Source organism: Mesorhizobium sp. YC-39 (assembly GCF_025753795.1).
Lineage (GTDB): Bacteria > Pseudomonadota > Alphaproteobacteria > Rhizobiales > Rhizobiaceae > Mesorhizobium.
Genome location: NZ_JAOWPS010000004.1, coordinates 291969 through 305710, shown reverse-complemented (window position 1 = coordinate 305710; position 13742 = coordinate 291969). Strand labels below are relative to the sequence as shown.

The following is a 13742-nucleotide window of genomic DNA, read 5'->3' as shown; positions in this document are numbered from 1 at the left end:
GGACGCGAGCCGGTCCAATAGGTGCACTTCCAGGTGAAGACGCGCATGCAGAAAAGGCCCGGTTGCTCCTTTGAAAAAGAACGTCTTCTCCTCGCTCGACCTGCCGCCGCATCTCGACCACCACGCACGGTTCGCGCTCTGGCAGGACATCCACGTCGCGGAGATATGGTCGGTCGAATATGCCATTTCCGGCAACCTGCCGTTCGAAGCCACCATCGAAGCCACGGCCGTCGGGCCGCTGGTGCTCGGGCAGATGGCCGGGACGATCAGGCATGCCAGTCGCAAGGCGGGCAATATCGCCGCCGACGGCCGTGATGGTTATCTTCTGCTGGTCAACAATGGCGACACGATACTCAGCGGCGCCCAGGTCGGCCGCGATTATCATGTCGGCAAAGGCGAAGCAGCACTGGTCTCGGCTTCCGAAGCGCTGCAAATGACCGGCGGCGACAAGAATGTCTGGGCCAATGTGGTGGTTCCCCGCGCCGTGCTGGAGAACGCCTTCGCCCATGTCGACGACCGGCTGGCGCTGTCCATCGGCGCCGACAACGAGGCCCTCGATATGCTCAAGCGCTATTGCAGCTTTCTGGAACGTGGCCCGGCGCTGGTCTCGCCCGATCTCGTCGCCCACGCCACCGAAACGGTCGTCGATCTGATCGGCCTGGCGACAGGCGCGAAGGGCGAGGCCGCCGAACTGGCAGGCCTGCGCGGCCTGCGCGCCGCAAGGCTCCAGGCCATCCTGCAAAAGATGCGGGACAATTTCGCCGATCCCGCCATTTCGGCGCAGGGTGTTGCCCGGCAGTTGCGGCTCTCCGTGCGGTACGTGCACGATCTCCTGCAGGAAACCGGGATGAGCTTTGCCGAACGCATCCTCGAACTGCGCTTGCAGAGGGCACATCGCATGCTCTCCGACAGGCGCAACGACCGGATGCGGATCAGCGAAATCGCCCTGCTCAGCGGCTTCTCGGACGTGTCCTACTTCAATCGCTGTTTCCGCCGGCGCTTCGGCTCGACGCCGAGCGGCGCCAGGTAGCTCGCCGAGCGAGACGCCGAACGCGCTTCGCCGTGGCGCACGACGATCAGCTGACGCTGCCAGGCCACGTCGACCAAGAAAAATGCCGCGGCGCGTTCCAGGACAATTCGGGTGCGGCTCAGCCCAAGACGCGGCCGGCGGACAATGCAACACCGGACTCTCGACCTGGATCTCCGCGGAGCATTTCCGCGGCGGGGAACGCAACACCTTCTTGGGGCAGCAAACAGACAATGAAAACGATTCTTCTCGCTACAGCCTTGATTCTCGCGCCTGTCAGCATGGCGTCCGCGGCGGACATCAATGAAACTCTGCCCGTTGCCGCCACCTACACCTGGTCCGGCCTTTACGCTGGCGTCCACGTCGGTTACGCAGCCGGAAAATCCAATCTTTTCATCGCCGGCGGCGGCATCGGTGGGGCCACCGACCTTGACAGTCCCATCGATCCGGACGGTTTCATGGGTGGCATCCATATCGGCTTCAATCACGAAATGGCAAACCGCTTCGTGCTCGGCGCCGAGGCTGACATCACCTACAACAAGGTGGATGGACTGACTGGCCTCGACGGCGGCGGCGGTGGCATCACCACTTTGGTCAGGAGCGAACTCGAGTGGTCGGGGTCGGCGCGGCTGCGGGCCGGCTATGCTTTCGATCGGACTTTGCCCTACATCACTGCCGGCGTCGCCGCAGCCAAATATGAAGTGACGGCGGTCAGCGCTGGTGGCCCGGCCGGTGAAATACCCCTCCACAGCGACACCCATATCGGCTGGACGGTTGGAGCCGGCGTCGAGCACGCCTTCACCGACAAGTGGCTCGCTCGGGTCGAATATCGCTACTCCGATTTCGGCAGCCAGGATCTCTCGATAGCAGCTCTTTCCCCCACGGCGACGAGCGTCGATCTCCAGACGCACGACATCCGGGTCGGCCTCAGCTACAAGTTCTGACCTTCCGAACGCTGGAGATCGGCGGAAGCCGATGAGGGCACAATCTCCCCCTTGTGGGGAGATTGGCAGCTTCGCCGTCGGCTTCTCCACTTCGACAGGTTCCGCCGACGCAGTCTAAATCAGCTTCTCCAGCGTGATCGGCAGATCCCTGATCCGCTTGCCGGTGGCGTGGAACACCGCGTTGGCGATCGCCGGCGCGACGCCGACGATGGCGAGTTCCCCCACGCCCTTGCCGCCCAGCACCGAGGAATGCGGGTCGGGAATGCCCACCGAGATCACCTCGATGTCGGGAATGTCGGCATTGGTCGGCACTAGGTAGTCGGCGAGGTTGTTGTTGACGATGCGGCCATGGCGGCGGTCGACGATGCCTTCCTCCAGCAGCGCCTGGCCGATGCCCATGATGATGCCGCCCTTCCACTGGCTTTCGGCAAGCTTGGGATTGTAGAGCCGCCCCGAATCCAGCGCCGACACCACACGCGACACCCTGACCGTGCCGAAATCCTCGTCGACGCGCACCTCGATGAAATGCGCGCACCAGCTATACCTGGAATAATCGCCCTCGGTGTGCGGCAGCGCCATGGCGATGGTGGTGTAGTTCTTGTAGCGCTCCTCGGCCGTCGAATTGGCCGGCATGGTGTCGCCCTTGGCCTCGATCCGGTCGCGCCCGACGCTGGCGAGCAGCTCGGCGATCGAGACCTCCGGGCCTTCGCCGCGCGGCGAGGTGATGCGACCATTGGTGACGACCAGCGTGTTGGCCTGCAGCGCATGGAACGGCGAGCGCGGATCCGAGATCGCCAGCCCGACCAGCTCGTCGAGCGCGGCACTCGCCGCCTTGTGCACGGCGCCCGTCATCACCCCGGCCAGCCGCGAGCCACCGGTGACGCCGGCGCGGGCAAAGCGGGAGTCGCCGAGCTTGACCACGACATTGTCCGCCGGCACGCCCAGCGTTTCGGCGGCGGTCTGCGCCAGGATCGTGTAGGTGCCCTGCCCCATGTCGATCGACGAGCTTTCGACCTCGACCGAGCCATCGGCGAGAATGCGCACCATGGCTTCGCCATAGGCGCGCCGCACCGGATAGGTGCCGGCGGCGACGCCCCAGCCTATCAGCTGGTTGCCGTCGCGCATCGAGCGTGGCTTGGGGCTCCGCTTCGACCATCCGAAGCGTTCGGCGCCGGCAGCGTAGGCCTCGCGCAACTGCCTTGTCGACCACGCCTTCTTCGCGTGCGGGTCCTGCTCGGCATAGTTCCGGAGCCGGATCTCCAGCGGATCGACGCCGACCTCATAGGCCAGTTCGTCGATGGCGCTCTCAATGCCGAAGGCGCTCGGATTCTCGCCCGGTGCGCGCATGGCGCCTGGCACTACCGAATTCACTCGCACGACATTCTGCCGCGAGGAAAAATTCGGCGTCGCGTACATGATCGAGGTGGTTGAGCCCAATGGCTCGACCCACATGCCGTCGATGGATGTTTCATTGACGCCGCGATGCACGATCGACTGGATTATTCCATCGGCGTCGGCGCCGATCGTCACCGTCTGCCGCGTCGCGGCGCGCCCGCCATAACCGGTGAAGGTCTGCGGCCGCGTCATCACCAGTCTCACTGGCCGGTCGAGCATCCTTGCGGCAATCGCCGCCACCGCGCCATGGCCGAGCGCCAGTGCCTTGGAGCCGAAGCCGCCGCCAATATAGGGCGAGACCAGCCGCACATTCTCGAACGGCACGCCGAACCATTCGGCATAGGTGCGCGCCATGCCGTCGAGCCATTGGCTCGGCTCCCACACCGTCAGTTGGTCGCCCTGCCAGCGCGCGATCAGCCCATGCGGCTCCATCGGCGCCTGGTATTCGCGCGGTGTGTTGTAGGCGGCGCAGATCCTGACCGGGGCCGCGGCGAACGCCGCCTCGGCATCACCCCATGCCTTGGTCATCGCGTCGATAGGGATGCCGTCGCCGGCGTTGCCGTCGCTGAGGTCGACGATGGCCGGCACCTCGTCATAGCTGACCTGGGCGAGTGCGGCGGCCGCGACAGCCTGCTCGAAGGTTTCGGCCACCACCGCCGCGACATGCTGGCCGCTGAAGGTGATCTCGCGCGCCAGCGGGCAATAGGGCGCGTCCGGCGGCGGCGTGCCCAACCAGTCCGAGGCGGTTTTCAGCGGCGGGATGTTGTCCGGCGTCAGCACCGTGAGAACGCCAGGTGCGGCTTCCGCAGCTTCCGTGTCGATCGAGCGCACCTTGCCGGCGGCAATCGTGCTTTCGATCAGCACGGCGTAAGCGAGGCCGTCGAGTTGCTGCTCGACCGCATATTTGGCGGCACCGGTGATCTTGGCCGGGCCGTCGACGCGCGACAGCCGGCTGCCGACAGCTTCCGTGCCGTCGGAAGCATCACCATGTCTTGTTATGTGAACGGTCATGCCGTTTCTCCCATTTTGAGGATGGCGCGGGCGACGACGCGCGGCGCCAGTTCAATCTTGTAATGGTTGGCACCATGGTCGACAGCGCCCTCCATGGCGAGCAGGCTGGCGCGCCTGACTACGTCAGCCTCCAGCACCTTGCCCTTCAGCGCCGCTTCCACGGCACGCGCCCGCCATGGTTTGGTGGCGACGCCGCCGAGCGCTACGCGCAAGTCGCGGATCGTCCTTCCGTCCGCCTCGAACTCGATGCCGACGGCGGCACTTGCGGCGGCAAATTCGTAGGATTGCCGGTCGCGAACTTTGAGATAGGTCGAGCGCCGGGCAGCAGGTGTGCCAGGAATGCTGATCGCGGTGATCACCTCGCCCTGTTGGATCGCATGTTCCTTGTCGGGCGTGGTGCCCGGCAGCAGGAAGAAGTCTTCGACCTGAACCTGGCGATCGCCGAGATGAACGATCGCGTCGAAGGCTACCAGCGCAACGGCGAGATCGCCGGGATAGGTGGCGATGCAGGCTTCGCTGGTGCCGAGCACGGCATGGCCGCGCGTGACGCCGCCGATCGCCGAACAACCGCTGCCGGGTGTGCGCTTGTTGCAGGCAGGGAAGTTTTCCCTATCGCGAAAATAGGGGCAGCGCGTGCGCTGCATCAGATTGCCGCCAATGGTCGCCATGTTGCGGATCTGCGCCGAGGCAGCTTGCCACAGCGCCTCCGAGACGGCTGGAAACCGGCTCTTGATGTCGGCATGGTCGGCGATGCTGCTCATCTTCGCCAGCGCGCCGATCGTGGCGCCACGATCGTCGACCGTGATCGCGTCGAGCCCCTTGAGATGGGTGATGTCGACCAGCGTATCGGGCTCGGCGACGCCGCATTTGGCGAGGTCGATGAGCGTGGTGCCGCCGGCAAGCAGCATCGCGCCCGGCAGCGCCGAGGCCTGGCGTGCCGCGTCGACCGAACCGGCGCGCAGATAGGAAAAGTCCCTCATGACGCGACCTCCGTGGCTGCCTGGCGCACGGCGGCGACGATGTGTGGATAGGCGCCGCAGCGGCACAGATTCCCGGCCATATATTCGCGGATCTCGTCATCCGAGCCGGCATGGCCCTCACGGATGCAGGCGACCGCCGACATGATCTGTCCCGGCGTGCAATAGCCGCACTGGAAGGCATCCTGTTCGAGGAAGGCTGCCTGCACCGCGTGCAGCGTGCCATCTGCCTCGGCCAGCCCTTCGATGGTGGTCACCGCCCTGCCCTCGACCTGGGCGGCAAGCGTGAGGCAGGCCAGCACGCGCTGGCCGTCGACATGCACAGTGCAGGCGCCGCATTGGCCCTGGTCGCAGCCCTTCTTGGTTCCGGTCAGGCCGAGATGGTCGCGCAAGGCATCAAGCAGCGTGACGCGCGGCTCGATCTCCAGTTCGTGTTGATGTCCGTTTATGGTGAGATGGATTGTGGTCTGGTTTGTCATGGGGCGTCTGGCTCCAGTTGCTTGACGCTGCGGGGGAATGATCTGGTGCCTGGTCGGGAGGCGGCAAGGTCACCAGATGGCTAGGTGTGAAGGGGCTGCGCGGGAGATGGCGTCCTTGGCAACTGGCGAAAGCGGCGGAGCGCATAGTCTCCCCCCTCGAGGGGGAGACTATGCGCTCCGCCGTCTTGCAAGCTTTGAGCACGTGACATACCGGGCTCCCTGATTATATGATAAGGGTGCTCCACTAAAACGGAGGCGCCTCCGTTTATTACGTGGGGGCTGACCCGCATGGGTTCAAGCCCCATATTCGAGAGTGGAGAAAAAATTGGCTTCGCAGCCGCCCGTTACCGTTGAAGACAAACTCGACGCCGCAGCGACAAAAAAGCTGCGCGCCGATGCGCAGCGTAATCGTGACACGCTGGTGGAGGCCGCGGCAAAGGCCTTTGCCACGCATGGCGTCGATGCCTCGCTGGAGGAGATAGCTCGCCAGGCCGGCGTCGGCATCGGCACGCTCTACCGGCATTTTCCGACACGCGAACATCTGGTCGAGGTGGTCTACCGGCGCGAAGTGGAAGGCCTGTGCGCTGCCGCCGACGAACTCGCTTTGCATCATCCGCCCGACGTCGCGCTGGAACAATGGATGCAGCGCTTCGTCGACTACATCGCCACCAAGCGTGGCCTGGCGACGAGCCTGCGCATCCTGTTCACGACCAACTCCACCCTGTTCTCCGACGTTTCGGGCAGGGTGACACTTGCCTTGCGCCGGCTGGTCGAGGCCGCGATCGCCGACGGCTCGATCCGCGGCGACGTCGACGCCTCCGACGTCCTGCACGCGCTCGGCGGCATCTATTCGGCGCCCGACACCAAGGACTGGCGCGACCGCTCGCGCCGGTTGGTCAAGCTGCTGATGGATGGTTTGAGGTTCGGAGCCGGGAAATCTGCGAAGGATAGGTGAACGCGCCCGCCCCGCTCATTGCGGCCGGATGCTCTGGCCACGGCGAAACTTCGCTTCAGGATTGAGAAAGCGAAGGCGCATCGGCATGCAGCCTATCGAGGGGCTCCGGCTCCTGCGCGGCAATCCAGTCGGCGAACGCCAGCATCGCGGCTGTCGGCGTCTTCGACTTGAGTTTGGTCAGCCAATAGCTGCCGAGCGAAATGGCAGCCGGGAACGGGCGTCGTATGGAACCATTGCGCAATTGCCGTGAGAACATCAGCGCTGGAGCGAGGGCGACACCTACCCCTTGTTCTGCAGCCTCCATCATGGCGAGCGATGAATCGAATACGATCGCACCTGCAATGTTCGGCGGAACGTCCGTGCCGGCGGCCCCGAACCAGCGGCTCCATTCGTCCATGCGATAGCTGCGCAAGAGCGTAAGCTCGCTCAGATCCTGTGGCGTATGCAGCGTCGCCGCCAGTTCGGGCGTGCATAACGGCGTCAGCGGTGCTTGGAAAAGCTCTGTCGCATCAAGGCCATGCCAGGCGCCGTTGCCAAAACGGATGGAGAAATCCAAACCTTCGGCCGCCATATCGACGCGATTGTTGTTGGTGGAAAGCCTGAGCTCGACGAATGGATGGGCACGCCGGAAATCCTCCAGCCGAGGCAGCAGCCAGCCGACCGCGAAGGTCCCGACGGCTCCAACGACGAGCGGCTCGCGCACCTTCGCCGATCCAACGCGGCCGAGCGTTCTTGCCAGGCGATCGAAGGCATCGCTGACGATCGGCAGCAAGGCTTCGCCCTCCGCCGTTATCTTGAGGCCGCGCGGAAGTCTGCGGAACAGCTGAATGCCCAACCTCTGTTCAAGCGATCGGACCTGCTGGCTCACCGCAGCCTGCGTCACCGCGAGTTCGATCCCGGCTCGTGTGAAGCTGAGATGCCGGGCCGAGGCCTCAAACGCCCGCAGCGCATTCAGTGGCAGATAAGGTCGAACCATCGATGCCCAAGATAATCTAATAGCTGATCCGATTTATCATTGTTTGCCCTCGGTTCGAAGGGGTCATAAACCACGACCGTCCAAACCGAAGGAACCGCCCAATGCCCAGCCGACTGTATACAAGGATTGCGTCCAACCTCGTCGCCACTGTGCTGATGGGGCTGTCCGGCGCCCATGGCGCGGACCAGGCCGACAGGGTGCGGCAGGCTGTCGACGAGGCGATGAAGCCGGTGATCGCGCAATACGGCATTCCGGGGTTGGCCGTCGCCGTGACGATGAACGGCGAGCGCTATTTCATCGATTACGGCGTAGCCTCGAAGGATTCCAGGGCCGCCGTCACGCGCGACACGCTGTTTGAACTGGGTTCGGTCAGCAAAACCTTCACGGCGACCCTGACCGCCTATGCCGAGGTCGAGGGCAAGCTGTCGCTCGGCGACAGCGTCAGCAAGCACATGCCCGAGCTGAAAGGCAGCGCGCTGGACGATGTGCGACTGCTGGACCTCGGCACGCATACGGCCGGCGGATTCCCGCTCCAACTGCCCGATGCGGTGAAGAACCAGAAGCAGCTCATTGCCTACTATCGCCAATGGAGACCGCAATTTGCTCCCGGCATGTATCGCACCTATGCCAATCCCAGTGTGGGCCTGCTCGGCATGGTCACCGCCAAGGCCATGGGTGCGAGCTTCCGGACGTTGATGGAAAAGCGGTTGTTCCCGGAGCTCGGCTTGCAGCGGACATACATCGATGTGCCAAAGGCGGAGATGAAGTCTTACGCATGGGGCTACAATCGCGCCGACAAGCCTGCCCGGGTCACCCCTGCCCTGCTCGCGACCGAGGCTTATGGGGTCAAGTCGAACACGGTCGACATGATCCGCTTCCTTGAAGTGAACATGGGCATCGGCAAGGTGCCGGATAATGTCGCGCGTGCGATCGATGCCACGCACACCGGGTACTTCCGCTCTGGTGAGCTCATCCAGGATCTGATCTGGGAGCAATACCCCTATCCGGTCGAGCTGGCGAAGATTGTCGCCGGCAACTCGTCGAAAATGCTGGCCTCCATCCCGGCGGCCGCGATCGATCCGCCTATGGCTCCACGAGGAGATGTGATCCTCAACAAGACCGGGTCCACCAACGGCTTCGGCACCTATGTCGCCTACGTCCCGGCAAAAAAGATCGGCATCGTGATGCTCGCCAACAAGAACTATCCGAACGATGCGCGGGTCAAGGCTGCCTACCTCGTGCTGTCACGGCTTGCTGAATAGGCTGGCTATCTGATCGCAGCGACGCTGCGTCCCCCGAACCCCTCAACACAAACGCAAATTTTCACGGGCGAGCCCGCCCCGTGGCCGCGCATCTATGCCCAAAAATGGAGAACCAAATGACCCTCTCGATCACTCGGCGTGCAACGCTTTTCGGTGCATTCGCACTCTTGCCGATCGCCCGGCTTCAGGCGACGGAGCGGCCTGGCGAGAACAGCATTCTTGCCGCGGCCAAGGCGGTCGCGGCGCTCGAAGCCAAGAATGGCGGGCGCCTTGGCGTGATGGTTCTCGACACCGAGACCGACACCAGGCTCGAGTACCGGGCGGACGAACTGTTTCCGATCACCAGCACCTTCAAATTCCTGGCCGCGGCCGGGGTGCTCAAGCAGGTCGATGACGACAAGGCGAAGCTCGACGACAGGATCGCCTATACCGAGGCCGATATCGAACCCGGATACTCTCCGATCACCAAGCAGCACCTTCAGGACGGCATGAAGCTGGAGGATGTCTGCGCCGCAGCGGTGGCGTGGAGCGACAACACCGCCGGGAACCTCTTGCTCAGGGTGCTTGGCGGCCCGGGCGGCCTCACCCGGTTCGCACGCTCGCTCGGTGACGACGTCACTCGGCTTGATCGTACGGAGCCCACTTTGAACACGTCCATCCCTGGTGACAAACGCGACACAACCAGCCCAAGGGCGATGCTTGGGCTGGCCAGGCGCATTCTGCTGGGCGACGTGCTGTCTCCGGCATCGCGCAAGCGCATCGAGGCCTGGCTGATCGAGGACAAGGTCGGGGCGGCTCGAATTCGCGCCGGTCTGCCTGCCAATTGGGGCATCGGCGATAAGACCGGCAGCGGCGACAACGGGTCGACGAACACAGTTGCGATCCTGTGGCCACCGGCAGGCGCCCCCATTCTTGCCGCCGTCTATTACACCGGGTCTACCGCTCCTCGCGCAGAACGCGAGGCGGTACATGCAGATGTGGCACGCATCATCGTCGAGACGTTTGCGCGATGACTTGACCGCGAAGCGGCGCCGGCCGTGGGGCGGCGCCGTCATTTTGGGTGCGGACCGAGCCGCAAGATTCAGCAGAATTTCAGAAATCTTCCGGTACGCGCTCGATCTCCGGCTTCATTGTTCTCAAGAACGAACGGAGGTCGAACATGTCACCGAATGAGAACACGCGCCAAGCCGCTCGGCAGGAACTCCTGGAATTTGCGTCCACCGTCATGGCTGCGTCGCCTTGTGCACCCATGCCTGGAACAATGTTCGAAATGCTGGAGATCATCGCCATGGAGAGGCGCATGACTTCCAGCCAAAGTAAAGGCGAACCAAATTCTCCTGATCCCTTGACGTTCGCGCCGATTGAGACCCCAATCAGGCAGCGTTTGGTCGAGCTGGTCAGATCGGCATTCAATGTCGCAAGAAAACCCAGGGAACGTACTACTGGCACTTGGCAGTTGCGAGCTTGATCTTGCCCGCGGGTTGCTGCTGCGCGACGGGAAACCGGTTGCACTGCGCTCCAAGGCGTTTGATCTGTTGACCTATCTCAGCAGAAATGTCGGGCGTGTCGCGACCAAGTCGGAACTGATGTCAGCGGTGTGGCCCGATGTCTTCGTGACCGAAGACTCACTGACGCAGGCTGTGAGGGAGTTGCGAAAGGCGCTGCAGGACGAAAGCCAAACCATTATCCGTACGGTTGCCAAACGGGGCTACGTCCTTTCTTGTCTCGAGGCGCCAAAGCAAGAGCACGCTGGACAGCCGAGCGTTGCGGTGCTGCGTTTCACCAATGAAGGTGCGCCGGAGGACACCCCTCTGGTGGACGGCTTTGCCGAAGACATCGTCAACGCGTTGGCGCGCTTCGGAACGGTCGTCGTGCTGGCGCGCAATTCCGGATTTGCATTCGTCTCGGATGCGGCTTCCGATTGGCGTGCCGTTGGCGACAGCCTTGGCGCAACCTATCTGGTTCGCGGCAGGGCGACAACTCGCGCAGACGGCATGCGGGTTACCCTCAGTCTCATTGCCGCCTCGACGGGTGGAGTCCTGTGGAGCGATACCTTTTCTGCGTCTGGCGGTCAGATCTTCGACATACAGGAAGAAATCGCCCGCCGTGTGGTGAACCGGCTGGTCGCTCGGCTCGACGACGCAGGTGTCAAGCAGGCATCCCCAAAACCTCCTGACAGCTTGGCTGCATACGAGCTTCTGCTGCGCGGACTGGCCCGTCTGCGCGGTTATGGTGATGATGACAACCAGGCTGCGCGCGGTCTTTTCCAGGCGGCGGTCGAAAAGGATCCGACCTATGCACTGGCGCATTCTTACATCGCGCTCGCCGATCTCATTATCGGTGGCTATGCCGAGGCATCCCCGGAAGCGCTTGGTTCGGTGATCGACCGCGCGGAGTGTGCGGTGACCCTGGCGCCGGAAGAGCCACGCTGCCATCGGGTACTCGCCCAGGCTTTAATCTATTCCCGTCGGTTCGATGCGGCTGAATATCACCTTCAACGCGCGCTCGACCTCAATCCATATGACGCCGATACGATTACGCAAATGGGGTTCTTGCTGACGATGAGAGGCAGGCCTCTTGAAGCGCTCGTGGCGCTTGACAATGCGATACGGATCAACCCGATCCATCCAGACTGGTACCACTATGATCGCGCCATCGCGCTATACTCGGCTGGAGATTACAAGGCTGCGCTTGTCAGCATGTCCAAGGTCCCCTCGAAGACCCCCTGGCGACTGACAAGGCTGGCGGGGTGCCACGCGCAACTCGGCGACCTGGAGGAAGCTCAGCGCATCATGGCAGAGGTCAAGCGGATAGCGCCTGACTATTCGCCACTGGAGTTTGCGCAAACCGGGATCGCCTTCGAACATGCGAGCGATGTTGAACACCTCGTTGCCGGCGTCGCCAAAGCACTTGCAGCCTATGAGGCCGGAACCCATGAGTAGACCGACGCCACTGGTTCCTGGCGCCGGCTCGTGACGGCCGCGCCTTTTATGATGCCGCGCGCAGGCTTGGACGGACGCGCCGCCTGCTGGTGGCGCGCGCCTTCTCCGCCACCACGCCGGCGATCTCGACCACGGTGTCTTCGCGCGACCTGGCGTTTGTCACCTTGTGGAGCCGCTCATAGGGCAACAGCTCCTTGACCCGGGCATTGAGCGCTGCCACTTCGGCGCGCAGATCCTCACACTCCTGTCTCTGGACATCGTGCTGGATCTGTTCGGATGCCTGCTGCAGGGAAAGCTGTGAAAGGTTCGCGCTCACCGTCGAAAGGTTCATCTTGTCGTGCTCATTCTCCTTGATGAGCGCGGACAATTTCTGCTCCGCGATCTGCTTTTCGGCAACAGCATCGCTCCATTGGGCCTTGAGCCTGGCGATCTCGCTGGCGGCTTCGCTATTCTCGTGCGAGGCAAGCTCCAATCGCGATTGCAGGCCCTGAATTTCAGACCGCAGGCCGCTCATCTCGGCCAGGCTGCGTTGCAGCTCGGCTTCCTTGTCGCCTTCCCTGATACGCGCCGCTTCGGTCATTTCCGAGAGCTTGGCTTGCGCGCTATCGAGCGATTTCTGCAGCCGCATCTCCTCTTTTTCGCTTTTGCCGAGCGCAGCCAGCAGGTCGGCAAGCCGCGCCGCGTCATTGGCGTGGATCGTCGACAGTTCATCCAGCCTGTGACGCGCCTCGGCTTCCCGCTTCAGCGCCTTGTCGAGGTCGATCGAAAGGCTGACATGCTTTTCCCGCAGCATCTCGTTCTCGCGCGAGCGCCTGTCGACCTCGACCGTCTTGGCCGAAATCGTTTTGACGAGGTCGCCGAACTCCGCCTCGCGTTTCGCGCTCGCATTGCCTGCCACGACCAGTTCAAGCCTTGCCGCGGCCAGCGCACCGCGAAGCGCCTCCTTGTCCTCGATCAGGCTTGTTTCACGCTGCTGCAGGGCTTCGATGGCGCTGTCGCGCTCACGCTGTTTTTTGGTCGCATCGTGAAGCTGGTCCGACAGCGCTCTTTGCTGCGTGGTCAGGCTGGCATTTGCCAGTTCCAATTCATTGGCGCGGAGAATGTCTCCGTGAAGAAGCTTCAAATATTCGCCTGTCAGGTGATGCGAGGTCGCGATCTCCGACAGCTTCGCATTGATCTCCCCCATATAGTCCTGCGCATCGTGGAAGAGCTCATCGACGGCATTCAATGCAGCCAGTCGGGTTTGGGTGTGGGAAGTCAGCCGCCGCGCGGTTTCGCCCGAATTGTCCTCAGGCGGCGCATTGTCCTCAGACTGCGGATTGTACTCAAGCAGCGCGTTGTCATTCCTTGCCGCGAGATTTTCGTCCGAGATACCGACCTCGCCCTCCGGCGGCCATTCATCGTCCAGGTTGATACATTCATCGAACGCATTCGCCAGATCGGATTCGAGCTGCTCGAACGCTCCATCCACAACCTCGGCACGCTTTATCAGAGCTTTGAACTTCATAACCGGACTCCCTCTCGTACAACGCCACCAGGAAGGGAGCTTTCAAGGCTTGATCCTCGCCTCCCCTACAGGCCGGATACAAACTCATCCTCTCTCCCGATGTGAGCGCATGAGGCCGCATGAGGCCAAGTCCACGCTAGGCACAGGCTTGGCTAATGTCCTCGTCCGTTCGAATGACACAAACCGCGATGCGGCCGTCATCCTCGCAGATGAAGGTGGAAATGAAAAACGTAAATACTCGGCGCACTTACAGTGAAGCCGGCTAAG

At 62.9% G+C, this 13742-nt stretch carries 12 protein-coding genes; 6 read left to right on the top strand and 6 right to left on the bottom strand.

All coding sequences use genetic code 11. From position 1 onward, the window contains the following. Positions 1-70: 70 nt before the first annotated feature. Both OHD62_RS22810 and OHD62_RS22805 read left to right on the top strand, forming a co-directional pair. Positions 71-1030, top strand: coding sequence for an AraC family transcriptional regulator (locus tag OHD62_RS22810; RefSeq protein WP_263787375.1), 960 nt, complete (start codon positions 71-73; stop codon positions 1028-1030). Between the two features lie 230 nt (positions 1031-1260). Further along, positions 1261-1971: an outer membrane protein gene (locus OHD62_RS22805; protein WP_263787374.1), complete on the top strand. Its 711-nt coding sequence runs from the start codon at positions 1261-1263 to the stop codon at positions 1969-1971. Positions 1972-2085: 114 nt separating this feature from the next. Here OHD62_RS22805 and OHD62_RS22800 read toward each other — a convergent pair whose 3' ends face one another. The 3 genes from OHD62_RS22800 to OHD62_RS22790 are packed head-to-tail and all read right to left on the bottom strand — an operon-like array spanning position 2086 to position 5833. Beyond that, complete coding sequence (locus OHD62_RS22800; RefSeq protein WP_263787372.1) at positions 2086-4377, bottom strand: xanthine dehydrogenase family protein molybdopterin-binding subunit; 2292 nt, start codon at positions 4375-4377, stop codon at positions 2086-2088. Beyond that, positions 4374-5357: an FAD binding domain-containing protein gene (locus OHD62_RS22795; protein WP_263787370.1), complete on the bottom strand. Its 984-nt coding sequence runs from the start codon at positions 5355-5357 to the stop codon at positions 4374-4376. Before OHD62_RS22795 ends, OHD62_RS22800 begins: the two co-directional genes overlap by 4 nt. Further along, complete coding sequence (locus OHD62_RS22790) at positions 5354-5833, bottom strand: (2Fe-2S)-binding protein (RefSeq protein WP_263787369.1); 480 nt, start codon at positions 5831-5833, stop codon at positions 5354-5356. Before OHD62_RS22790 ends, OHD62_RS22795 begins: the two co-directional genes overlap by 4 nt. Positions 5834-6158: 325 nt before the next feature. Between OHD62_RS22790 and OHD62_RS22785 the strand changes: the two genes are divergently transcribed. Further along, positions 6159-6788 carry a TetR/AcrR family transcriptional regulator gene (locus OHD62_RS22785; RefSeq protein ID WP_263787367.1) on the top strand — a complete coding sequence of 210 codons (630 nt, stop codon included), beginning with the start codon at positions 6159-6161 and terminating at the stop codon, positions 6786-6788. Between the two features lie 55 nt (positions 6789-6843). On the opposite strand, the gene OHD62_RS22780 is transcribed toward OHD62_RS22785, so the two are convergent. After that, on the bottom strand, positions 6844-7764 hold the full coding sequence (locus tag OHD62_RS22780; RefSeq protein WP_263787365.1) for a LysR family transcriptional regulator: 921 nt from the start codon (positions 7762-7764) through the stop codon (positions 6844-6846). Between the two features lie 101 nt (positions 7765-7865). Here OHD62_RS22780 and ampC point away from each other — a divergent pair, with 101 nt between their 5' ends. After that, positions 7866-9026, top strand: coding sequence for a class C beta-lactamase (gene ampC / locus OHD62_RS22775; RefSeq protein ID WP_263787363.1), 1161 nt, complete (start codon positions 7866-7868; stop codon positions 9024-9026). A gap of 116 nt (positions 9027-9142) precedes the next feature. Beyond that, a complete protein-coding gene (bla, locus tag OHD62_RS22770) occupies positions 9143-10039 on the top strand; it encodes a class A beta-lactamase (protein ID WP_263787360.1) in 897 nt (298 codons plus the stop codon). A 79-nt stretch (positions 10040-10118) separates the two neighbouring features. On the opposite strand, the gene OHD62_RS22765 is transcribed toward bla, so the two are convergent. Continuing rightward, entirely contained in the window at positions 10119-10439 is a 321-nt protein-coding gene (locus OHD62_RS22765; protein WP_263787358.1) for a hypothetical protein, read from the bottom strand. Here OHD62_RS22765 and OHD62_RS22760 point away from each other — a divergent pair. After that, entirely contained in the window at positions 10439-11968 is a 1530-nt protein-coding gene (locus OHD62_RS22760) for a winged helix-turn-helix domain-containing tetratricopeptide repeat protein (RefSeq protein ID WP_263787356.1), read from the top strand. The two genes, OHD62_RS22765 and OHD62_RS22760, sit on opposite strands and share 1 nt — an antisense overlap. Before the next feature lie 46 nt (positions 11969-12014). On the opposite strand, the gene OHD62_RS22755 is transcribed toward OHD62_RS22760, so the two are convergent. Next, positions 12015-13475, bottom strand: coding sequence for a hypothetical protein (locus OHD62_RS22755; protein WP_263787354.1), 1461 nt, complete (start codon positions 13473-13475; stop codon positions 12015-12017). Positions 13476-13742 lie beyond the last annotated feature (267 nt).